Genomic DNA, 21,677 nt, shown 5'->3' on the forward strand with positions numbered 1-21,677 from the left:
AACGACTAGTACGACGCCGTGTTGTCGACCTTGAAGTGGTACAGCTCGCGGGCGGAGCCGTACCGGCGGAAATCGCTCGGGTCCTCGTCCCGTTCGGCCGCCTTGAGCAACTCGGCGAGTTCCGCGAGGTGTTCGGGGCGCATCTCCTTCTCGACGCAGTCCGCACCGAGCGACTTCACCGTGCCGCGGACGTAGATCCGCGCCTCGTACAACGAGTCCCCGAGCGCGTCGCCCGCGTCGCCGCAGACGACCAGCCGTCCGGCCTGTCCCATGAACGCGCTCATGTGGCCGACGTCGCCGCCGACGACGATGTCCACGCCCTTCATGGAGATCCCGCACCGGGCGGCCGCATCTCCGTCGATCACCAGCAGCCCCCCGTGGGCGGTCGCCCCGGCGGACTGGGACGCGTTCCCACGCACCCGCACCGTCCCGGACATCATGTTCTCGGCGACCCCCGTACCCGCGTTGCCGTGCACGGTGACCGTGGCGCGCTGATTCATGCCGGCGCAGTAGTAGCCGACGTGCCCCTCGATGTCGACGGCGAGATCCTCCCGGATGCCGCAGGCCACGGCATGCGCACCGCGCGGGTTCAGCACCCGCCAAGTCGCCGAAGGCGCGCCGTGCAGGGCCTGGTTGAACTCCCTCACCGAGGTCTCGGCCAGGTCGATCAGCGTCGCCATACATACACCTCTTCCGGCTCGGGTTCGAAGATGCGGGCGTTCTCGATGCCCGGCAGGACGTCCAACGCCCGGTACTCGGAGGCCATCGCCACCCACGCGTCGGTCTCGGCGACGAGGGCCGGCTTGCAGGCGATGGCGTCGCGGACGACCGCGAAGGAGTCGCCGGTGGACACCAGCAACGTGTAGAAGCCGTCGAACCGCTCGCACAGCAGCCGCAGCGCCTTCTCCAGGTCGGCGCCCTGCTCCAGCTGGTGGGCGACGAAGCGGGCGCCGACCTCGGAGTCGTTCTCGCTGTCGAACCCGACGCCCCGGGCGCGCAGTTCGCGGCGGATGGTGGCGTGATTGGCGAAGGAGCCGTTGTGCACGAGGCACTGCCCGGGGCCGACGGAGAAGGGGTGGGCGCCTTCGGGGGTCACCGCGGACTCGGTGGCCATGCGGGTGTGGCCCACGCCCTGCCAGCCGGTCACCCTGGACAGCCCGAAGGCGTCCGCCAACTCGACAGGATTCCCGATGCCCTTGAGTACGGCCATGTCGGTGCCGGAGCCGATGACGGTGGCGTGCGGCAGGACTTCCGCGACGGCTGCGAGCAGGTCGGCGACCGAAAGATCCGCGTGCACGACTGTCGTGGCGTCGGCCTCGACGGCCACCGCTCCCGGCAGCGCGGCCTCCGCCTCCGCCGGTGTGACCCCGAGCAGCGAGACGACGGCGCGTTCCGCCGGGGACAGGTGCGGGTCACCGTAGACAGCGACACCCGCCGAGTCCGGACCGCGCTCGACGACCTGGCCGAGCATCGCGCTCAGCAGCTCGCCGAGCCGTGGTTCGAGTGAGGGCTCGCGCAGATGGAGCCCCACGATTCCGCACATCTCAAGTCCCTTCAGAACGCGGTCAGATAGCGGTCCAGCTCCCACGGGCCGACCGTGGCATGCCAGTCGAAGAACTCCTCGCGCTTGAGATCGGCGAAGTACCGGCTCACGCCAGGACCGGCCGCGTCGAGCGCACCGCTGATCACCTCGTCCGCCTGGAGCGCCTCGACGGCGTGCAGCAGGGTCGGCGGGAGTTCCGGTCCCTTGCCGGCCGCACCCGGTTCGCCCGGGTCGAGGCCGCGCTCGATGCCGTCGAGACCGGCGGCGAGGGCGGCGGCAGCGGCGAGGTACGGGTTCGCGGCACCGTCCCCGCCGCGCAGTTCGATGCGGTTGCCGTCGGGGACGCGGACGAAGTGGGTGCGGTCGTTGCCGCCGTAACTCGCAATGCGCGGCGACCAGGTGGCGCCCGAGCGGGTGGAGACCGCGCCGGTGCGCTTGTACGAGTTGACCGTCGGCGCGATGACCGCCTGCAGCGCCCGCGCGTGCTCGACGATCCCGGCGACGAAGGAGTAGGCGAGCGGGGACAGGCCGAGTCCGCGCTCGTCGGTGGCGGCGGGGAACGTCGGGTCCTCGCCCCGCCACAGCGACATGTGCAGATGCATGCCCGTGCCGGTGCGGTCGGTGAACGGCTTCGGCATGAACGTGGCCGTCATCCCCCGCTGTTCGGCCAGCACCGACACCAGGTACCGCATGGTGATGACCCGGTCGGCGGTGGTGAGGGCGTCCGCGTGCTTGAAGTTCTGCTCGAACTGGCCGTTGCCGTCCTCGTGGTCATTGGCGTAGTTGCCCCAGCCGAGGGAGTTCATGGCACTGGAGACCGCGGTGAGGTGGTCGTACATACGGGTCAACCCGCGTGCGTCGTAACAGGGTTGGGCCGCCGTGTCCTTGGCGTCGGCGACACTGAGGACACCGTGCTCGTCCCGGTGGACGAGGAAGTACTCGACCTCGGCGCCGACGGACATCGACAGGCCCTGCGCCGCGGCCCGCTCCAGCAGGCTGCGGAGGATGACGCGCGGGGCGTACGGCCAGGGTTCGCCCTCCACGTACGGGTCGCAGTGAACGAGGGCGAGGCCGGGCTTGATGAACGGGACGGGCGTGTACGAGCGGGCGTCCGGCCGGGCGATGACGTCCGGGTCACTGGGCTGCTGCCCGAGTGCTCCGGCCGCGTACCCGGCGAACCCGACGCCCTCGTCGCGAAGTTCCTCGACGGCCTGGGCCGGGACGAGCTTGGCGCACGGCTTGCCGGTCAGGTCGACGAAGACGGCGAGCACGAACTCGATGCCGTCGGCGCGGACGAGCTCCGCGAGATCGGGGGCGGTCACCATGGGCCCCTCCTTGGGTGTCTACTGTCATGAATCATCGTTGCCTATGAGTAGACACTCTTGGCGTTACGGGGGAATTTCCGCCATGGAAGGTCCCGGTAAGCCGAAGGGCCGGGCACCGCCCCGAAGAGGCAGAACCCGGCCCTGACGAACCGTCAGGAGACGATGGCGGACGGCTTGCCGGACGTCAGCTCGCCAGAATCCCCGGAGGGGCCCCGCACCCACAGCGGCTTGAGCCGGTAGGTCAGCAGATACAGCACCACCCCGGCGCCCGCCGCTACGAACATGCTCAGGTCGCCCGCGCCCGGGAAGGCCTTCGAGAAGGGCCCGGTGTAGAAGCTCGACTGCCAGAACGGCACCGAGGCGGCGACGCCTCCGGCCCAGGCGACGAATCCCCAGTCCAGCACCCGGCGGCGGTCGTAGAGCTCGGCGATGCGGGACGGGTCGGAGCGTCCGCCGAGGTAGAAGTCGAGCAGCAGCACAGCCGCGAAGGGGGCGATGAAGTACGCGGTCAGGTTGAGGAACACCACGAGCACCACCGCGTGCTCGACCTGATCCTCGCCAAGGACAGCGACGGCGCGGAGCGCGTGATGCGCGAGCACGTGCGCCGCAGCCACCAGGCGCTCATGGCAGGCATGGACGACCGGCAGCAGCAACAGGACTGAGCTTCAACAGACCTGTGCGAGCCCAGAGTCGAGCGTCAGGCCGCCGGCGCCGGGAACAGCATGCAGCTGCTGGTGGCGTGGGCGAGAAGGCGGTCGGCCGGGTCGAGGAGCTGTGCCTCGGCGAGTGCGGTGCGCCGGCCGCCGCTGATCACCCGGCCGACGGCGCGGACCTTGCCCGTGTCGGACGTGATCGGGCGCAGGAGCTTCACCGTCAGGTCGAGCGTCGTGTAGGCCATGCCCTGCGGCAGGGTGGACTGGACGGCGCAGCCGGCGGCCGAGTCGAGCATGGTGGCGTAGACGCCGCCGTGGACGCTGCCGATGGGGTTGTAGTGCTCCTCGCCCGGCACGAGCGAGAACACCGCGTGTCCGTGGTCCACCTCTTCGAGGTCCATGCCCAGCGTGGCGGCGATCGGCGGCGCGGGCAGGCGTCCGGCCAGGATCTCGCGGAGAAAGTGCAGGCCGGAGCCCTGCCCGACGGCGGCCGCCGAGATCGCGGGGTCGTTCCAGTCGTACGTACGAGAGCGTTCCATGCGGCCGCGATTCCTCCCTGACCTTCTGACTCTGTTTCTCGAAGCTAGCTCTCCGTCTCGCTGACTGTCAATGTCAAAGCCAGGTGCCCTACCATGGCGGCATGAAGTGGCTCGAGATGAGCACCGAGAACTGCACGGTCCAGCGCACCCTCGACGTCGTCGGCGAGAAGTGGACGCTGCTGCTCCTGCGCGACGCCTTCAACGGGGTACGCCGCTTCGACGACTTCCGCCGCCATGTGGGGCTCTCCGAGGCGGTCCTCTCCGACCGGCTGCGCAAGCTGGTCACGGCCGGGATCCTGTCGACCGTCCCCTACCAGGAGCGCGGCAGCCGGACCCGGCACGAGTACCGCCTGACCCCCAAGGGCCGCGATCTGTGGCCCGTGCTCGTGGCGCTGCGGCAGTGGGGCGAGACGTACGTGGCGGATCCCGAGGGCCCGGTCATCGAAATCCGGCACCGCGACTGCGACGCTCCGGTGCGGGTCGTGGTCGAGTGCTCCGAGGAACACGACGCCCTTTCGCCGTACGAGGTCACGGTACGGCCGGGTCCCGCGGCCCGGGTCGGCTCGCCGACCGAGTGACCCCTTGCGGCTCACCCCTCGATGACGAGCCCCTTGGCCTCGAGTACGGCCGCGAGGTTGCTGACCTCGATCACGCTCTTCCCGGAGCGGTAGGCGGCGATGTAGGCGTCCTCGGCCTCGACGCGCTCCTGCGAACTGCGGATGACGTCGGCCAGGTCGTCGCGCCGCACCACCACCACACCGTCGGCGTCCGCGCGGACCACGTCGCCCGGGTTGACGATCTCGCCGCCGATCAGCACCGGTTCGGCCATCGGCCCGACGGTCTCCTTGACGGTGCCCTTCATGCAGACGCTGAACGAGAAGACGGGGAAGCCGAGTTCGCGCAGCTCCCGGGTGTCGCGGACGCCGGTGTCGGTGACGAGACCGCCGAGTCCCTTGGCCACACAGGCGTTGGCGAGGACGTCGCCGAAGGAACCGGCTTCCGCGTACTCGCCGGCGGAGACGACGATGACGTCTCCGGGCTGTGCGTGGGCGATGGCGACCTGCAGCATGATGTTGTCGCGGGGTGCGCAGCGTACGGTGAACGCCGGGCCGCACAGGGACATCGCCGGGTCGACCGGTTTGATCGTCGAGTCGAGGGCGCCGAGGCGGCCCTGTGCCTCGTGGATGGTGGCGGCGGAGTACTTGCCCAGCTGCTCGACCAGGGCCGGGTCCGGGCGGTCGAACTTGGTGTTGACGCGGATCATTTCGCTCCTTGAGGACAGGCAGGCGTCAGGACAGGTCGGCACAGGCGCGTGCGATGCGCTCGCAGGCTTCGGTCAGGACGTCGGTCGAGGTGGCGAAGGAGATGCGGAAGTAGCCCGGCGAGCCGTAGGCCGCACCGTGGATGACCGCCACCTGCTGCGACTCCAGCAGGTACCGTGCGAAGTCCTCGTCGGAGCGGATCTCCTCGCCCGCCGGTGTCCGTTTTCCTTGTACGCCGGTGCAGTTGACGAAGGCGTAGAAGCCGCCGCTGGGCGGTGTGCAGGACAGGCCGGGGATGTCGTCGACGAGCTTCACCGTCAGGTCGCGCCGCCCGCGGTAGACGGCCACGCATTCGCGTACGAAGGTCTGGTCTCCGGTCAGTGCGGCGGCGGCCGCGGCCTGGCTGATCGAGGACGGGCAGGAGGAGATCTGCGACTGCAGGGCGTTGATGGCAGAGACCAGTTCGGCGGGTCCGGCGCCGTAGCCGATGCGCCAGCCCGTCATGGCGTACGACTTGGAGACGCCATTGGTGAGGAACACCCGGTCGGTCAGGCGGGGTTCGACGGCGGCGAGGCTCGGGACCTCGCCGGACTCGAACCAGATCTCGTCGTAGATCTCGTCCGTGAGGACCTGGACGTGCGGGTGGGCGAGCAACACCTCGGCCAGCGCCTTGAGTTCGGTGGTGGTGTAGGCGGCGCCGGTGGGGTTGCTCGGGGCGTTGAGGATCAGCCAGCGGGTGCGGTCGGTGATCGCCGGTTCGAGGCGCCGGGGGGTGAGCTTGAAGCCGTCCGTCTCCGGGCAGTCGACGACGACCGGGGTGCCGTCGTTGGCGAGGACCATGTCCGGGTACGACACCCAGTACGGCGCCGGGACGATCACCTCGTCGCCCGTGTCCAGGGTGGCCATCAGGGCGAGGAAGATGACCTGCTTCGCTCCCCCGCCGACCGCGATCCGGTCGGCCGGGTAGTCCAGTCCGTGCCGTTCCTTGAGCTTCTGCCGTATGGCGGAACGGAGTTGGGATGTGCCGTTGACCGGCGTGTACTTCGTGTCGCCCTGCCGGATCGCCTCGATCGCGGCTGCCTTCACATGGTCCGGGGTGTCGAAGTCGGGCTCGCCCACGGTGAGATCAAGGATCCGGAGCCCCTGTGCCTTGAGTTCGCGGACACGTTGGGCGGCCGCGGTGCTCGGCGAGGGCTTGATGCGCCGTACGCGCTGAGCGGCCGTCATCAGTCGTTCCGCCTCTCGAAGTTGAGGCCTCCGGGCACCTGGAAGGTCGGCAGGATCTCCACGTGGCCGATGTTCACGTGACGCGGGGAGCCGACCGCGAACTCGATGGCGTCGGCGATGTCCTCGGGCTTGAGGGACTCGTAGCCGTCGTAGAACTGGCGCTGTGCCTCTTGCATGTCGCCGAGGAGGCGGCCGAAGATCTCCGTCTCCACCCGGCCCGGGCAGATCTCGGTGACCCGGATGCGCCGGCCGTATCCGTCGACGCGGAGCTGACGGGAGAGGGTGTGCACGGCGGCCTTCGTGGCGTGGTAGATCGTGTTGCCGCCGAAGTTGTAGACCCCCGCGATCGAGCTGATGTTGACGATGTGGCCGCGGTCGCGCTCGACCATCCCCGGCATGAGCAGACGTACGAGATGCAGCACGGCCTGGATGTTGACGGCGATCTGCTCGTCGACGGCGAACTCGTCGGCGGTGAGGATGTTTCCGGTGCGGGAGACGCCGGCGTTGTTGACGAGGACGTCGATCTCGAGGCCGCGCAGGGTCTCGGTCAGGGCCGCGGTGTCGGTGATGTCGACTGCGTGGGGGGTGCAGCCCGTACGCCGGGCGAGGTCGTCGAGCCGCTCGGCGTTACGGGCGATGGCGTGGACCTGGAGCCCTTGTTTGGCGAGCCGTTCGACGACCACCGCTCCGATTCCGGTGGAGGCACCGGTGACCAGGGCAGTCCTGTAGTCGGAAAAGGGCATGGGGGTGTGTCTCCTAGTGGGTTTGGGGGGTGGTTGCGCGCCCGGGTCGGGGTGGTTATGCGTCGCGCAGCGGCAGATGGGCCCTGTCCTGCACCCGGGACACGGCGAGCAGCGTGCCGAGGGCGGTGACGACGGCGTAGAAGGCGGGCACGTTGGTGTTGCCGGTCTTGTCGATCAGGTACGTCATCAGCAGGGGTGCCGTGCCGCCGAAGAGGGCGGCCGAGACGTTGTAGCCGAGGCCGTAGGCGGAGTAGCGAACGCGGGTGGGGAACAGCTCGACGAGCAGGATGTGGATGACGCCGGTGTGCCCGGCGAAGATGACCGCCATGATGCAGGCGCCGAGGATGGCGAGCGGGACGCTGCCGGTGCCTATGAGCAGGTAACAGGGAACTCCCGCTGCGGCCATGGCGATTGCGGCGCCCGCGAGAACCTTCTTGCGGCCGATCCGGTCGGACAGACGGCCCATGTACGGGATCGCGATCGAGATGGCCACGAGGCTGGTCGCGGTGACGAGGAGGCCCTGCACCTTGCTGAAGTGCAGTTCGGTGTTCATGAAGGTCGGCATGTAGCTGAACAGGACGTAGTAGCCGGAGCCGTTCATGAGCGGGATGAACAGGGCGAGCAGCATCGCGCGGCGGTGCTCGGCGGAGGAGAAGGCTTCCTTGAGGGGGTTCTTCGAGAGGCCGCCGCCTTCTTGCAGACGGGTGAAGTTGGGGGTGTCGCTGATCCGCTTGCGGATGTAGATGCCGGTGATGCCGAGCGGGATGGCGAGGAGGAACGGGATGCGCCAGCCCCAGGCCTCCATGCTGTCCGCACCGAGGCCGCTGGTCATGGCGGCGGCGATCAGCGTGCCGGTCAGCAGGGAGAGGAACGAGGCGATCTGGGCGTAGCTGGTGTAGAGGCCGCGCTTGCCTTCGGGGGCGTGCTCGGCGAGGAAGCTCATCGCGCCGGAGGCCTCGCCGCCGACCGAGAAGCCCTGCGCGACGCGCAGGAGGATCAGCAGGACCGGTGCCGCGACGCCGATGCTCGCGTGCGAGGGCAGGAGGCCGATGGCCGCGGTCGCGACGCTGATCAGCATGATGACGAAGACGAGCATGCGCTGCCGGCCGATGCGGTCGCCGAGGTGGCCGCAGATGATGCCGCCGAGCGGGCGGAAGAAGAACGAGACGGCGTAGCCGATGAAGACGAACTGGACGGCGGTCGCGTTGTCCGAGCCGGGGAAGAAGACCGCGGCGAGCGTGCCGGCCATGAAGCCGAAGATGCCGTTGTCGTAGAGCTCGGCGAAGATGCCGACGCAGCCGGCGAGGGTGACTTTCCTCGCCGTTCTCGGGTCGACTGTGTTGGGTACCGGCTGAGCGGCGGCCACGGTACTCATGGCGTCTCCTGTCTGGAGGTGGGACGGGGAGGTGGTGCTCACGGCTCGGTGCGGGTGTCGGTTCTCGGGCCCGGTCAGGGGCTTGGGGGGACGGGGATGCGCAGGGCCTGGAAGACCGTGCGTACGCGTGTCTTGAGGGCGTCGACGGCGTGGCGCTCGGCCCGGTGGGCGGTGACCGCCTCGGCGATGGTGCGGCGCCGGAAGCGGAGGGACTGGCCGGGCCTCGCCTGTCCCAGTGCGGACAGGCCGGTCGCGGTGACGACCGCGAGGACCGGGTAGCCGGCGGTGACACCGCGGCCGCGGTGCAGGACCAGCAGTTCGTCTCCGGTGGGGACTTCCACGGCCCCGACGGGGACGCCGCGCGAGAGCACCTCGCCGGTGGCGACCCGGCGCGGGACGTCGCCGCCGAGGCGCAGCCCGATGTGGTTGCTCTGCGGGCTCACGGTGTACGGCGACCGGAAGAGCCGTTCGGCGGTGTCGCCGAACTCGGCGCGGTCGGGGCCGTCCGTGACGTCGATGGTCCACGTGGCGTGGAAGCGCGGGACCGGTGCCTTGAGGCGGAACAGCGGGATGCGGAAGTGCGGGTGGTCGAGGGGCGGGCAGGGTGTGTGCAGGCCGACTTCGTCGCCGTCGCGCAGGGTGCGGCCGAAGCCGAGGATGGTGTCCGGTGCGCAACTGCCTTGCAGAATGGGCGCGTTGACGGAGCCGAGCACGGCCAGGTAGACGCGGATGCCGAGCCGGATGCCGGTGATGCGGATCGTCTGGCCGCGGCGTACGGATACGGGCTCCCACTGGGAGCGCGCGACACCGTCGACGGTCAGGTCGGCGGGTGCTCCGGTCACGGCGACGAGCACGTCGGTCGAGGGGGTGCAGCCGAAGTCCAGCGCGGTGATCTCGATCAGCGGTGCGCTCTCGTCGTTGCCGCACAGCACGTTGGCCACGCGGGCGGAGTGCTGGTCGAGCGCGCCGTTGACGGGAAGGCCGTAGCGCGAGCGTCCGAACCGCCCGAGGTCCTGGACCGTGGCGAGTCCGGCCCGGTGGACGGTGAGGGTGTCAGCCATGGGTCGCCGCCAGGGGCAGTCCGGCGTGGTCGTCCCACTCGTCGGGGGTGATCGGCCGGAAGCGGAAGGTGTCGCCGGGCCGGTAGGGGGTGAGCGGATCGGCGTCGAGGTCGAGTACGGTCAGCGGGGTACGCCCCAGCAGCGGCCAGCCGCCGGGCGAGGGCATCGGGCAGATGACCGCCTGCCGGCCGGCCACCGCGACCGAACCGGGCAGGACGTGCGTCCGTGGTGAGGCCAGGCGGGGAACGGGTTTCGGGAACGCCGGGCCGTCCATCATCGGGGCGCCGGCCGGTGCGCCGAGGCAGCGGACGGTCAGGTCGGCACCGGAGTGCAGCTCCACGACCTCCTGCTCGGTGAGCCCCAACTGCTGGGCCACGACGGGCAGATCGGGCCCGTGGTCTCCCCCGTAGACCACGGGAACCACGAACCGCCTTGCCGCAACGGCCCGTTCGGGCCGCTCGCCGAGCCGGTCGGCCTCGCGCCGCAGCACTCGCCGTACCGTCTCGTGGTCGGTGTCCGCGCAGTCGAACTCGACGAGCAGCGCGTCGTACGTGGGCACGATCCCGTGCACCCCGTCCGGCCGTACGGCGTCGAAGGCGTCGGCGAGGGCGTGCACGAGCCGCCAGTCGCGCTGCGCGTCGCCGCTCACGGCCCGGGCCACGACGGCCGAGTCACCGCAGTCGACGATCACGACGCCGCCGTCCGGTTCAGTCATCGCGGCCGTCCAGTACGTCGGTGAGTGCCGTGATCTTGATGTTGGCGGCGAGTAGTTCGTCCCGGATGCGGTGGGCGAGGGCGACGGAGCCCGGGGTGTCGCCGTGCAGGAGCACGGTGTCGCAGCGGACGGGGAGGTCACGGCCGCCGACACTGCGGATGACGCCTTCGGTGACCATCCGGACGGTGCGCTCGGCGATCTCCGCCTCGTCGTGGATGACGGCACCGGGCTCGCTCCTCGGCACCAGCGTGCCGTCGTCGCGGTAGGCCCGGTCGGCTATCCCGACGATGCCGACACGCAGGCCACGCGCGCGTGCCGCGTCGGCGAGTTCGCCGTCCTGGGCCAGCACGATCAGCGAGGGGTCGAGGGAGGCGACGGCGTCGGTCACCGCGGCCGCGTAGTCCGGGCGGACCGCGACAAGGTTGCCGAGCCGGCCGTGCGGGGCCACATGCCGTACGCGGGTGCCGTGCGCGGCGGCGAACGCCTGCAGCGCGCCGACCTGGTAGAGCACGTCGGTGCGGACCTCGTCCGGCGTCAGGTCCATCGCGCGGCGGCCGAACCCGACGAGATCGGGAAAGCTGGGGTGCGCGCCGACGGCGACGCCTCGCCGTACGCAGTGGCGGACGGTGGCGTCCATGATCCGCGGGTCGCCCGCGTGGAATCCGCACGCGACGTTGGCCGAGGTCAGTACGTTGAGGAGCGCCTCGTCATCGCCCATGGTGTAGGCGCCGAATCCCTCGCCGAGGTCGGCCACGAGATCGACCGTGTGGGTCACGAGTTCCTCCACATGAGTTCCTGCCGAAAAGGACGAGAACCTCGTCTGCGAGGCCGTCGGAAATTCATACGCAATGTGCGGGGGTATCCCGGCGTAATGTTCGAGGGCCTCCCCGACGGGCGGCCGAAAATCTGCGTTTCGGTGAACGTAATACCAACGGGGCGTGGCGGCAAATATGCATTCTGCGTGACGTAATCACCGCTGGCTATGACCGGAGCCACACCCGCCGGGGCTCGCCCCGTCGGTCAGGCACCTACGATGAGGCCCCGCCCACGCTGGAAGGCCGCGCATGGACACCAGGCGTCTCTACTCGTTCGTGAAGATCGTGGATGCCGGGAGCATCACGCGCGCGGCCGACATCCTGCACATCGCGCAGCCCGCGCTCAGTCAGCAGCTCTCGGCGCTGGAGGCCCAGTTCAAGCAGCAGCTGCTGATCCGCAGCAAGCGCGGGGTCGCCCCGACCGAGGCGGGCCGCGCGCTGTACCGGCACGCGCAGCTCATCCTGCGCCAGGTCGAGCTCGCCCACGCGGCGGTCGACGTCTCGGGCCGCGCGCCGGCCGGCAACGTCTCCGTGGGCCTGGCCCCGTACAGCATGGGCGCGGCCCTCGCCCTGCCGCTGCTGACGAGCGTGCGGGAGCGCTACCCCGACATCGTGCTGCACATCAACGAGAACTTCGGCGGCGTCATCAGCGAGGCGATCATGACGGGCCGTATGGACATGGCGTTCATCTACGGCGCCGGACCGCTGCGCGGGGTGCAGTTCGAACCGCTGCGCACGGAGGACCTGTTCCTGATCGCCGCGCCGGGCGGGGCCGCGCCGCCCGGGGAGGGCGACGTCCCCCTCGAAGCCCTGGCCGATGTGGGCCTGCTGCTGCCGAGCCGTATCCACACCATCCGGCAGGTCGTCGAGGGCGCCTTCCAGCAGGCCTCATTGCAGCCACGGGTGGTCGGCGAGATCGAGTCGGTGCTCACCCTGGTCAGCGCCGTCGGCGCGGACCTCGGGGCCGCGGTCCTGCCCTGGTCGGCGGCGCGCGCCCTCCTCGACGTACGGAATCTGGTGGTGCGCCGGATCGTCGACCCGGCCATCCCGGTCAAGCTGTCGCTGTGTACGTCCGACAGCCAGCCGCTGTCGGAGCCGGCCCTCGCGGTGCACGACCTGTTCCATGAACTGATCACGGAATTCAACGAGTCCGAAGCGGGGTCCGACTCGCGGGATAAGAATTCCCGATAGCGTCACGCAAAACCTCTATTTGTTGCCCTGCTGTTCGCTGGCTAGCGTTTTCCGCGAATCTCCACCGTTGGAATTCAGGCAGCTCGGACAGCCAAGGAGAAACAGATGAGGCAGCGTGTGCTCACCACTCGTGCGAGCCTTCCCGGCAACGGCCTGGCCCGCCTGGCCTCCCACGCAGATGTCGTGAGCCGCGGTCCCGCACTCGCCGGCGGCGTGAGCGCGATCCTGGCGCTCGGCAACGACCGGGTGGACGCCGCGCTGCTGGATGCGGCGGGCCCTTCGCTGCGGGTCGTGGCGCTCGCGAGCATGGGCTACGACGCGGTCGACCAGGAGGCGGCGGCCGCGCGCGGCGTGGTCGTCACGCACACCCCGGGCGTGCTCGCCGAGACCACCGCGGATCTGACCTTCGCCCTGATCCTCATGGCCCGCAGGCGGCTGGGCGCGGCCCGCGACTCACTCGCCGCCGGACAGTGGGACATGTTCCGGATGGGCGACTACCTGGGCCTGGACGTGCACGGCGCCACGCTCGGCCTGGTCGGCTACGGCCAGATCGGCAAGGCGGTGGCACGCCGGGCGCATGGCTTCGGCATGCGGCTGCGGCACCACGACCCGTACGCCCCCGACGACGCGCTCTCCACCTCCGTGGACCTGCCCACCCTGCTCGCCGAGTCCGACGTGGTCTCGCTGCACGTCCCGCTCACCCCGCAGACCCGTCACCTCATCGGCGCCGCCGAACTGGCCGCCATGAAGCCGACCGCCACCCTGGTCAGCACCTCGCGGGGCGGAGTCGTCGACGAGGACGCGCTGCTGCGGGCACTGCGCGACAACGTCATCCACTCGGCGGGCCTGGACGTCTTCGAGCGCGAACCGATGGGCACCGAACTGTCACCGCTCGTCGGCGAGCCCAATGTGGTGACGCTCCCTCACATCGGCTCGGCCACCGAGGCGACACGGGCCGCCATGGTGGACCTCGCGGTCGACAACATCCTGGAGGTGCTCGCCGGCCGGCCGGCGCGGACCCCGCTGCCGGGCAGTGCCGCGTCGCCGGGTGCGCCGAGCCTCGCCTGATCCCCCCGACTCGGCTGCTGAAGGCGGACGTCACCCACCCTCGGCGGCAGCCCTCCCCCAGGCCGACTCCCGCAACAACCGCAGCCCATTGAGCCCGACGACAACGGTCGAACCCTCATGCCCGGCCACACCCAACGGCAGCGGCAACGCGCCCGCGAGGTCCCACACGACGAGACCCGCGATGAACACCCCGGCGATCACGAGATTCTGCACGACCAGCCGCCGCGCCCGACGGGACAGCGCGATCACGGCGGGCACGGTGGCGAGTTCGTCGCGGACGATCACCGCGTCCGCGGTCTCCAGCGCCAGGTCGGAGCCCGCCCGGCCCATCGCGACGCCGGTGTGGGCGGCGGCCAGGGCCGGGGCGTCGTTGACACCGTCCCCGACGACCAGGACCTTGCGCCCCGCGCCCTCCATTTCCCGCACCGCGCTCACCTTGTGCTGCGGCAGCAGCCCGGCCCGTACGTCCTCGATGCCGACCTCGGCGGCCAGGTGCGCGGCGGCGCGCGGGTTGTCGCCGGTCAGCAGCGTCGGGACGGTGCCGGTGAGCGCCGCAAGGGAGCCGACGGTGGCGGCGGCGTCCGGACGCAGGCGGTCGGCGAGGCCGAGCACTCCGACCGGAACGCCGTCGACCACGACCAGGACTGCGGTACGTCCGCCCTCCTCCAGCTCGGCCGCGAGGACCGCCGCCCGAGCGGCCGCGGCGTCGCTCGCACCGGCGAGGAGCCGGGCCGGGGCGCCGACCGCGACCCGTCGACCGTCGACCGTCGCCGTCACGCCTACACCGGGCGTGGACTCGAACTCCTCCGCCACGGACAGCGGCAGCCCCCGCTCGCGCGCCGCGTCCACCACCGCCCGCGCCAGCGGATGCTCACTGGGGTGCTCGGCGGCGGCCGCGAGCGCCGTCAACTCCCGCTCCCCCAGGCCCGATCCGGGCAGCGGCCGTACCTCGGTCACCCGCGGCCCGCCCTCGGTCAGCGTGCCGGTCTTGTCCAGCGCGACCGCGTCGACCTGCCCGAGCCGCTCCATCACCACCGCCGACTTCACCAGCACGCCGTGCCGTCCGGCGTTGGCGATCGCCGACAGCAGGGGCGGCATGGTGGCCAGCACCACCGCGCACGGCGAGGCCACGATCATGAAGGTCATGGCCCGCAGCAGCGCCTCGGTCAGCTCGCCCCCAAACGCCAGCGGCACCGCGAACACGGCGAAGGTCGCCGCCACCATGCCCAGCGAGTAGCGCTGTTCGACCTTCTCGATGAACAACTGGGTCGGCGCCTTGGTCTCGGAGGCCTCCTCCACCATGCGCACGATCCGGGCGATCACCGAGTCGGCAGCGTCCCGTTCGACGCGGACGCGCAAGGCACCCGTGCCGTTGACCGTCCCCGCGAACACCTCGTCGCCGGGTTCCTTGGCGACCGGGAGCGGTTCGCCGGTGATGGTCGCCTGGTCGGCCTCGCTCGCCCCGTCCAGCACCCGCCCGTCGGCACCGACCCGCTCGCCCGGCCGTACGAGGATGGTGTCGCCGACCGCCAACTCCTCGACGGGCACGGCCTGTTCGGAGCCGTCCGGGACCAGCCGGGTCGCCGTGGCGGGCGCCAGGTCGAGCAGGCCGCGCACCGAGTCGGCGGTCCGGGCGGTGGCCAGCGCCTCCAGCGCGCCCGAGGTCGCGAAGATGACGATCAGCAGGGCGCCGTCCATGACCTGCCCGATCGCGGCTGCACCTAGAGCGGCGACGACCATCAGCAGATCGACGTCGAGGGTCCTCTCGCGCAGCGCCTTGAGCCCCTCCCGGCCCGGCTCCCACCCACCGCTGAGGTACGCCAGCGCATACAACGGCCCCCAGCTCCAGCCCGGCGCACCGGTCAGCTGCAACGGCAGCGCGAGCAGGAAGAAGGCAGTGGCCGCCGCGGCCCAGCGCACCTCGGCCGGCGCGAGAATCCGGGTACGACGGCGGGGCACACCCGCGTCGGGCGCCGGCGCGACCGGGCCGACCTGGGACGGAGTGAGCGTGGAGGTCATTCGCCCACCATACAGGAACACATGAAGACCCATTCATTCGTTCATACGACCCCGACGCATGCGTTCGTCCGACCGGACCCCGCGCCGCCCGGCCTCCGTAGGATGAGCGGCATGGGCCACGGAGCTGACACCGACACCGCCGCCACGGCACGCGAGCGCCTCGAGACCGTGGGCGCCTCCGACGTGGCCGCCACACTCCAGGCCCTGGCGACCCCGTCCCGGCTGCGCATCCTGGCCCACCTCCAGGAGGGCCCCTGTGCGGCGACCGAACTCGCCGACGCCGTGGGCATGGAACAGTCCGCCTGCTCCCACCAGCTGCGCCTGCTGCGCAACCTCGGCCTGGTCACGGGCGAGCGGCGCGGCCGCTCGGTCATCTACGCGCTCTACGACAACCATGTCGCCGAGCTCCTCGACCAGGCGCTCTACCACGTGGAGCACCTGCGCCTGGGCCTGCGCGACACCGCGGGCGCGGTGGACGCGACGACGGGCTGACCCGGGCAAAGCCCACGGCATACCGCCGCCCCGCCCCCAGGCTCCGCCATCCGAGCGACCGAACACCTGCCCCAACTCGCCGCACTGACCAGCCAGTTGGCCCCGCGGGATTTGACAGCGCACAGCCATGCCTCCAACCTGTGCTCATGACATCCATTTCCAATAAGAACGGCCCGTCATGCGCGTCGCATTCGTAGGCAAGGGCGGCAGCGGCAAGACCACCCTGTCCGCCCTCTTCTCCCGTCACCTGGCCCGCTCCGGCGCGCCGGTCGTCGCCATCGACGGCGACATCAACCAGCACCTGGCGTACGCCCTCGGCCTCCACGAGGACGAGCTCTTCACCGCGCCGCCGCTCAGCGCGCGGACCGGCGAGATCAAGGACTACCTCCGGGGCACCAACCCGCGGATCCCGTCGCGCGCCGCCATGGTCAAGACGACCCCGCCCGGCCGCGGCTCCCGTCTGCTGCGCCCGCTCGGCGACGACGAGATCCACGCCCACCACGTCCAGGAGGTCGGCGGTGTGGCCCTGATGGTCACCGGGGCCTTCGACGAGAGCGACCTCGGGGTGGCCTGCTACCACTCCAAGCTGGGCGCGGTCGAGCTGTACCTGAACCATCTCGTCGACGGCCCCGGCGAGTACGTCGTGGTCGACATGACGGCCGGCGCCGACGCCTTCGCCTCCGGCCTGTTCACCCGCTTCGACATGACCTTCCTGGTGGTCGAGCCGACCCGGAAGAGCGTCTCGGTCTACCGCCAGTACCGCGACCACGCCGCCGAGTTCGGCATCCCGGTCACCGTCGTCGGCAACAAGGTGACCGGCGAGGACGACCTCGCCTTCCTGCGGGAGCACGTCGGCGACGACCTCGTCACCCACTGCGAGCAGTCCTCGTTCGTCCGGGCGCAGGAGCAGGGCCGCGCCCCCGGCGAGCTGGAGCCGCACAACGCACGCACCCTTCAGCGGCTGCGCGAGGCCGTGGACGCCCGCCCCAAGGACTGGGCCACCTTCCAGCGTCACGCCGTCGAGTTCCATCTGCGCAACGCCACCGCCTGGGCCAACGCGGCCACGGGCCGCGACCTCTCCACCCAGGTCGACCCCGACTTCGAGCACGGCCCCGCGGCTCTCGCGGCCTTCGCCTGAGCCCCCACGCCCCCATTCATCCAGAACAGCACTACAGAACAGGACAGCCCTTCATGTCGCTCGACGTCTCCCCGCAGCTGCTCGCCGATGCCGAGAACGGCGAGGTGCGGGAGGAGGACTTCGTGGAAACGGTCCGCACGTCCCTGCCGTACGCCTATGACCTGATCGCCCGACTGGCGGGCGAACTCCGCGGCGGGAACGCGAAGTTCGCCGACAACCAGACCCCGCCGCCCTCCGAGAAGGAGCGCGGCCAGCTGCTGCGGGCGCTGTCCAGTGACGCGATCCGCGGCAGCCTGGAGCGGCATTTCGGCGTGGCTCTCGCCTTTCAGAACTGCCACCGCGTAGCCGCCTTCCGCCCCGAGGACCTCGGCGGCGAGACGCACACCCGCTTCACCTCCCTGCGGTCCCAGATCCTCAACCAGTCCCCCGAGTTCCGCGACTGCTGACCTCGCGGGACGCGTCAAGACTTGGCAACGGTTTTCATAAGGACCGGGCCGGCCATGGTTCCGACAATCGTTTTCATTTAGCGTGAGGGGGCAGCCCGGTCCGCACCGGGCTGCCCCCTCATCGTTGACACCCCTGTTCCGACCCGTCGTGGAGGATCCATGCCCGCGTCCCCGTCCCGTCGCCTGACCGCCCTGATCGGCGGCGCCTCCCTGGCCCTGCTGGCAGGCTGCGGCAGCTCGTCGGGCTCCGGCAGCGACTCACAGACCCCGGCAGCCTCGTCCGCGATACCGGTGGTCGCCTCCACGAACGTCTACGGCGACATCGTCCGGCAGATAGGCGGCGCGAAGGTCGACATCACCTCGATCATCGCCGACCCCGATCAGGACCCGCACTCCTACGAGGCCAACACCCAGAACCAGTTGGCGCTGTCGAAGGCGAAGGTCGTCGTCGAGAACGGCGGCGGTTACGACGACTTCGTCGACCGCATGCTGAAGAGCGGCAACTCCTCCGCCACGGTGATCAACGCCGTCAAGGTCTCCGGCAGGACCGCCCCGAAGGGCGGCGAGCTCAACGAGCACGTCTGGTACGACTTCCCCACCGTCACCCGGATCGCCGACCGCATCGCCGCCGCCCTGGGCAAGGCCGACCCCTCCGGCGCCGCCGCCTTCACCAGGAACGCCGAGACCTTCAAGGCGAGGCTCAAGCCCCTGGAGGCGAAGGAAGCGCAGATCAAGAAGGCTCATGGCGGTGAGGCGGTGGCCATCACCGAGCCCGTGCCGCTGTACATGATCGAGGCGAGCGGACTGAAGAACGCGACGCCCGCCGAGTTCAGCGAGGCCATCGAGGAGGGCGACGACGTCTCCGCCAAGACGCTGCAGACCACGCTGGCCCTGTTCAGCGGCAAGAACGTCGAGGCACTCGTCTACAACGAGCAGACCTCCGGCCCGCAGACCGAGAAGGCCGAGGCCGCGGCCAAGGCGGCCGGCATCCCCGTCGTACCGGTCACCGAGACCCTGCCCAAGGGCAAGGACTACCTCGGCTGGATGACCTCCAACGTCGACGCGCTCGCGAGCGCGCTGGCCAAGTGAGGCGCCCGGCTGCGGTTCCGCGTCCCCGTCGGGGCACCGTCGACGCCGACCCGCTGATCAGTCTGCGTGGCGCGGCCCTGTCGTACGGAGAACGCGTGGTCTGGAGCGGCCTCGAACTCGACGTGCGGTCAGGGGAGTTCGTGGCCGTGCTCGGGCCGAACGGGGCGGGCAAGACGAGTTTCGCACGGGCGTTGCTGGGCCGGCAGCCACTCTCCGCCGGGTCGCTGACCGTCCTCGGCCGGGCTCCCCGCGAGGCTGCCCGGCATCTCGGATACGTGCCTCAGCAGGCGGAGTTGTCCGCGCAGGCGATGCTGCGCGCGCGGGACCTGGTGCGGTTCGGGATCGACGGTCACCGCTTCGGGCCGAGGCTGCGCACGGGTGCCGTACGCCGTCGGGTGGACGAGATCCTCGAGTCGGTCGGAGCGTCGTCGTACGCCGATGTACCGCTCGGGCTCCTCTCCGGGGGTGAGCGGCAGCGGGTGCGCATCGGGCAGGCGCTGGCGACCGATCCGCAAGTCCTGCTGTGCGACGAGCCGTTGCTCTCCCTCGACCTGCATCACCAGCGGGCCGTCACGGAGTTGGTGGACGCCCGGCGCCGTTCCCACGGCACGGCGGTGGTCTTCGTGACCCACGAGATCAACCCGGTGCTCGGCCTGGTCGACCGGGTGCTCTATCTGGCGCGCGGCGGCCACCGCGTCGGGACGCCGGACGAGGTGCTGACCTCCGAGTCGCTGTCGCAGCTGTACGGCACCCGGGTCGACGTGGTCCGCGTGCACGGCCGCGTGGTGGTGGTCGGCGCCCCGGACGACCCGGCCACGCCACCGCATCACGCCCACGAGACACAGGAGTTGCGCGCATGACGCTCGCCGCGGGGGTCTGGCACCAGATCTTCAGTTTCGAGAACTACGGCGAACTCCTGGCGCTGGTCCGCAACTCCCTGATCGCCGGCGCGGCGCTCGGCCTGGTCGGCGGGCTGGCCGGGGTGTTCGTCATGATGCGTGATCTGCCCTTCGCGGTGCACGGCATCAGCGAGTTGTCCTTCGCGGGCGCGTCGGCGGCTCTGCTGCTGGGCGTGAACATCGTGGCGGGCTCGATCGCCGGCTCGCTGCTGGCGGCCGGCGCGATCGGTGTCCTGGGAGCGCGGGCCCGTGACCGCAACTCGGTGATCGGCATCATCATGCCGTTCGGCCTCGGGCTGGGCGTGCTCTTCCTCGCCCTCTACAAGGGCCGCGCGGCCAACAAGTTCGGCCTGCTCACCGGGCAGATCGTCGCCGTCGACACCCCGCAGACGGCCTGGCTGCTCGGTACCTCCTCCCTGGTTCTCGTCGCGCTCGCGGTGATGTGGCGGCCGCTCGCCTTCGCCAGCGCCGACCCGGACGTCGCCGAGGCGCGCGGGGTGCCGGTGCGGGCGCTGTCCTTCGCGTTCATGATCGTGCTCGGCCTCGCGGTCGCCCTGTCGGTGCAGATCGTCGGCGCCCTGCTGGTCCTGTCCCTCGTCGTCACCCCTGCCGCGGCCGCCGCCCGCCTCACCGCGTCCCCGGTGCTGCTGCCACTGCTGAGCGTGGCGTTCGCCGTGTTCTCGATCGAGGGCGGCATCCTGCTCGCCCTGGGCAGCTCCATCCCCATCAGCCCGTACGTCACGACGATCTCGTTCACGATCTACGCCGTCTGCCGATGGGCGGGGGCGTACCGCCCCCGCCACTTCCGCCAAGCGGCCCGGTGAGCAGCACTTCGGCCCTAGGGTGATCGCCATGAGCGAGATTGACTTCGCCGATCTCCGCGGCAAGGAGTTCGAGCGCGCCGACATGGCGGGGGCGCGGTTCACCACGGTGAGCCTCAATGGGGCGACGCTGCGGGCGTGCGCGCTCAACCGGGTCGTGATGCGCGGTGTCGAGCTGGTCGACACCACCATCGACGGAGAGATCCAGAACCTCGTCATCAACGGCGTCGACGTCGCCCCGCTGGTCGAGGCCGAACTCGACCGCCGGCACCCCGACCGGCCCAGGTTCCGGCCGACCACCCCCGAGGGGTTCCGGGAGGCCTGGGACCTCAACGAGCAGTTGTGGGAGGCGACCGTCGCCCGCGCGCGGCGGCTGGACCCGGAGAGGCTGCACGCGTCGGTCGACGGCGAGTGGTCGTTCATCCAGACCCTGCGCCACCTCGCGTTCGCGACCGAGTCATGGGTCTCCCGCGCCGTCCTCGGCAACCCCAGCCCGTGGCACCCGCTGTCCCTGCCGTGGGATCAGATGAGCCCCCGGCCGGGAGTGCCGCACGACCGCGAGGCGCGCCCGTCGCTCGACGAGGCGCTCGCCCTGCGGCTGACGGCGATGGCGACGATGCGGCGGGTGGTCGACGGCCTGACCGACGAGCAGCTCGACAACCGTACCGAACCGCTCGAGGGCCCCGGCTGGCCCGACGAGGGCGACACCTTCCCCGTACGCGAATGCCTGCTGGTCGTCCTCAACGAGGAGTGGTGGCACCGTATGTACGCCGAACGCGACCTGGCCGTCCTCGAACAGGGAGACTGAACCCGATGGAACTCGCCTTCACCGGCCGGGTGATCGAATGGCGCGGACCGGCGCCGTACTTCTTCGTCCCCGTGCCGGACGAGGAGTCCGCCGACATCCGCGAGGTGGCCGCGATGGCCACCTACGGCTGGGGCGTCATCCCCGTCGAGGCCCGAATCGGCGAGGTCGCCTTCGAGACCTCGCTCTTCCCGAAGGACGGCACCTACCTGCTGCCGCTCAAGAACGCCGTGCGCAGGCCGCAGGACATCTCGGCGGGCGACGACGTCACCGTGGAGATGACCGTCCGCCTCGGCGCCTGACCCGCCCTCGGCCCATACGGCACCCTCCTGCGCCTGCAGCCACAGGAACAGGTGCCGGTCCTGGTCGTTGGCGAGCGGGTCGGCGGTGCGGAGCGCGGGCCGTCCCGGTGGCAGGGTGTGGGCGTCGATGAGTAGGTCCACCAAGGGGG

Annotated in this window: 25 protein-coding genes; 12 read left to right on the forward strand and 13 right to left on the reverse strand. The window is 70.7% G+C overall.

The window, feature by feature from the left end:
• Positions 1–5: 5 nt before the first annotated feature.
• The 4 genes from ACFY1L_RS02060 to ACFY1L_RS02075 form a co-directional block, all read right to left on the reverse strand.
• A complete protein-coding gene (locus tag ACFY1L_RS02060; protein ID WP_388816718.1) occupies positions 6–680 on the reverse strand; it encodes a glutamate synthase in 675 nt (224 codons plus the stop codon).
• On the reverse strand, positions 668–1,543 hold the full coding sequence (locus ACFY1L_RS02065) for a glutamine amidotransferase family protein (RefSeq protein ID WP_388816721.1): 876 nt from the start codon (positions 1,541–1,543) through the stop codon (positions 668–670). Before ACFY1L_RS02065 ends, ACFY1L_RS02060 begins: the two co-directional genes overlap by 13 nt.
• Before the next feature lie 11 nt (positions 1,544–1,554).
• Positions 1,555–2,868, reverse strand: a complete 1,314-nt coding sequence (glnT, locus tag ACFY1L_RS02070; protein WP_388816723.1) for a type III glutamate--ammonia ligase — start codon at positions 2,866–2,868, stop codon at positions 1,555–1,557.
• 152 nt (positions 2,869–3,020) lie between these two features.
• Positions 3,021–3,404 carry a hypothetical protein gene (locus ACFY1L_RS02075; protein ID WP_388816726.1) on the reverse strand — a complete coding sequence of 128 codons (384 nt, stop codon included), beginning with the start codon at positions 3,402–3,404 and terminating at the stop codon, positions 3,021–3,023.
• Positions 3,405–3,407: 3 nt separating this feature from the next.
• Here ACFY1L_RS02075 and ACFY1L_RS02080 point away from each other — a divergent pair, with 3 nt between their 5' ends.
• Positions 3,408–3,530, forward strand: a complete 123-nt coding sequence (locus ACFY1L_RS02080; RefSeq protein ID WP_388816728.1) for a hypothetical protein — start codon at positions 3,408–3,410, stop codon at positions 3,528–3,530.
• Positions 3,531–3,565: 35 nt separating this feature from the next.
• Here the strand turns inward: ACFY1L_RS02080 and ACFY1L_RS02085 are convergent, their stop codons facing one another.
• On the reverse strand, positions 3,566–4,060 hold the full coding sequence (locus ACFY1L_RS02085; protein WP_388816731.1) for a PaaI family thioesterase: 495 nt from the start codon (positions 4,058–4,060) through the stop codon (positions 3,566–3,568).
• Positions 4,061–4,161: 101 nt separating this feature from the next.
• Here ACFY1L_RS02085 and ACFY1L_RS02090 point away from each other — a divergent pair, with 101 nt between their 5' ends.
• A complete protein-coding gene (locus ACFY1L_RS02090; RefSeq protein WP_388816734.1) occupies positions 4,162–4,638 on the forward strand; it encodes a winged helix-turn-helix transcriptional regulator in 477 nt (158 codons plus the stop codon).
• Between the two features lie 11 nt (positions 4,639–4,649).
• Here the strand turns inward: ACFY1L_RS02090 and ACFY1L_RS02095 are convergent, their stop codons facing one another.
• From ACFY1L_RS02095 to ACFY1L_RS02125, 7 genes are all read right to left on the reverse strand, one after another.
• Positions 4,650–5,324, reverse strand: a complete 675-nt coding sequence (locus ACFY1L_RS02095; RefSeq protein ID WP_388816737.1) for a 4-carboxy-4-hydroxy-2-oxoadipate aldolase/oxaloacetate decarboxylase — start codon at positions 5,322–5,324, stop codon at positions 4,650–4,652.
• A 25-nt stretch (positions 5,325–5,349) separates the two neighbouring features.
• Positions 5,350–6,549 carry an aspartate transaminase gene (locus ACFY1L_RS02100; protein ID WP_388816740.1) on the reverse strand — a complete coding sequence of 400 codons (1,200 nt, stop codon included), beginning with the start codon at positions 6,547–6,549 and terminating at the stop codon, positions 5,350–5,352.
• Positions 6,549–7,292: an SDR family oxidoreductase gene (locus ACFY1L_RS02105; RefSeq protein WP_388816743.1), complete on the reverse strand. Its 744-nt coding sequence runs from the start codon at positions 7,290–7,292 to the stop codon at positions 6,549–6,551. The genes ACFY1L_RS02100 and ACFY1L_RS02105 overlap by 1 nt, the downstream gene beginning before the upstream one ends.
• 55 nt (positions 7,293–7,347) lie before the next feature.
• Entirely contained in the window at positions 7,348–8,667 is a 1,320-nt protein-coding gene (locus ACFY1L_RS02110) for an MFS transporter (protein WP_388816746.1), read from the reverse strand.
• A 74-nt stretch (positions 8,668–8,741) separates the two neighbouring features.
• The gene (locus tag ACFY1L_RS02115) at positions 8,742–9,728 is read right to left on the reverse strand and encodes a biotin-dependent carboxyltransferase family protein (protein ID WP_388816749.1); all 987 of its coding nucleotides are present in this window, start codon (positions 9,726–9,728) and stop codon (positions 8,742–8,744) included.
• On the reverse strand, positions 9,721–10,443 hold the full coding sequence (locus tag ACFY1L_RS02120) for an allophanate hydrolase subunit 1 (RefSeq protein WP_388816752.1): 723 nt from the start codon (positions 10,441–10,443) through the stop codon (positions 9,721–9,723). Before ACFY1L_RS02120 ends, ACFY1L_RS02115 begins: the two co-directional genes overlap by 8 nt.
• Positions 10,436–11,218 carry a LamB/YcsF family protein gene (locus ACFY1L_RS02125; protein ID WP_388816755.1) on the reverse strand — a complete coding sequence of 261 codons (783 nt, stop codon included), beginning with the start codon at positions 11,216–11,218 and terminating at the stop codon, positions 10,436–10,438. Before ACFY1L_RS02125 ends, ACFY1L_RS02120 begins: the two co-directional genes overlap by 8 nt.
• A 289-nt stretch (positions 11,219–11,507) precedes the next feature.
• On the opposite strand from ACFY1L_RS02125, the gene nac reads away from it, so the two are divergent.
• Together nac and ACFY1L_RS02135 are read left to right on the forward strand one after the other, a co-directional pair.
• Complete coding sequence (nac, locus tag ACFY1L_RS02130) at positions 11,508–12,449, forward strand: nitrogen assimilation transcriptional regulator NAC (RefSeq protein WP_388816758.1); 942 nt, start codon at positions 11,508–11,510, stop codon at positions 12,447–12,449.
• Positions 12,450–12,554: 105 nt separating this feature from the next.
• Positions 12,555–13,517, forward strand: a complete 963-nt coding sequence (locus ACFY1L_RS02135) for a 2-hydroxyacid dehydrogenase (RefSeq protein WP_388816761.1) — start codon at positions 12,555–12,557, stop codon at positions 13,515–13,517.
• A gap of 30 nt (positions 13,518–13,547) precedes the next feature.
• Here the strand turns inward: ACFY1L_RS02135 and ACFY1L_RS02140 are convergent, their stop codons facing one another.
• Positions 13,548–15,536 (reverse strand): heavy metal translocating P-type ATPase, encoded by a 1,989-nt coding sequence (locus ACFY1L_RS02140; protein ID WP_388816764.1) that lies wholly within the window; start codon positions 15,534–15,536, stop codon positions 13,548–13,550.
• 111 nt (positions 15,537–15,647) lie between these two features.
• On the opposite strand from ACFY1L_RS02140, the gene ACFY1L_RS02145 reads away from it, so the two are divergent.
• The 8 genes from ACFY1L_RS02145 (at position 15,648) to ACFY1L_RS02180 (ending at position 21,528) form a co-directional block, all read left to right on the forward strand.
• On the forward strand, positions 15,648–16,028 hold the full coding sequence (locus ACFY1L_RS02145; RefSeq protein ID WP_388816767.1) for an ArsR/SmtB family transcription factor: 381 nt from the start codon (positions 15,648–15,650) through the stop codon (positions 16,026–16,028).
• Positions 16,029–16,206: 178 nt separating this feature from the next.
• Entirely contained in the window at positions 16,207–17,166 is a 960-nt protein-coding gene (locus ACFY1L_RS02150; RefSeq protein ID WP_388816770.1) for an ATP-binding protein, read from the forward strand.
• A 53-nt stretch (positions 17,167–17,219) separates the two neighbouring features.
• The gene (locus ACFY1L_RS02155; RefSeq protein WP_388816773.1) at positions 17,220–17,612 is read left to right on the forward strand and encodes an SCO5389 family protein; all 393 of its coding nucleotides are present in this window, start codon (positions 17,220–17,222) and stop codon (positions 17,610–17,612) included.
• A 159-nt stretch (positions 17,613–17,771) separates the two neighbouring features.
• Positions 17,772–18,701 (forward strand): metal ABC transporter solute-binding protein, Zn/Mn family, encoded by a 930-nt coding sequence (locus tag ACFY1L_RS02160; protein WP_388816776.1) that lies wholly within the window; start codon positions 17,772–17,774, stop codon positions 18,699–18,701.
• A gap of 53 nt (positions 18,702–18,754) precedes the next feature.
• Positions 18,755–19,561: a metal ABC transporter ATP-binding protein gene (locus ACFY1L_RS02165; protein WP_388818872.1), complete on the forward strand. Its 807-nt coding sequence runs from the start codon at positions 18,755–18,757 to the stop codon at positions 19,559–19,561.
• Positions 19,558–20,424, forward strand: a complete 867-nt coding sequence (locus ACFY1L_RS02170) for a metal ABC transporter permease (RefSeq protein ID WP_388816779.1) — start codon at positions 19,558–19,560, stop codon at positions 20,422–20,424. Before ACFY1L_RS02165 ends, ACFY1L_RS02170 begins: the two co-directional genes overlap by 4 nt.
• 28 nt (positions 20,425–20,452) lie before the next feature.
• Positions 20,453–21,229, forward strand: coding sequence for a DinB family protein (locus tag ACFY1L_RS02175; protein ID WP_388816782.1), 777 nt, complete (start codon positions 20,453–20,455; stop codon positions 21,227–21,229).
• 5 nt (positions 21,230–21,234) lie between these two features.
• A complete protein-coding gene (locus tag ACFY1L_RS02180; RefSeq protein WP_388816784.1) occupies positions 21,235–21,528 on the forward strand; it encodes a DUF1905 domain-containing protein in 294 nt (97 codons plus the stop codon).
• Positions 21,529–21,677 lie beyond the last annotated feature (149 nt).

The organism is Streptomyces sp. NPDC001663 (genome assembly GCF_042893105.1).
Taxonomy (GTDB): domain Bacteria; phylum Actinomycetota; class Actinomycetes; order Streptomycetales; family Streptomycetaceae; genus Streptomyces.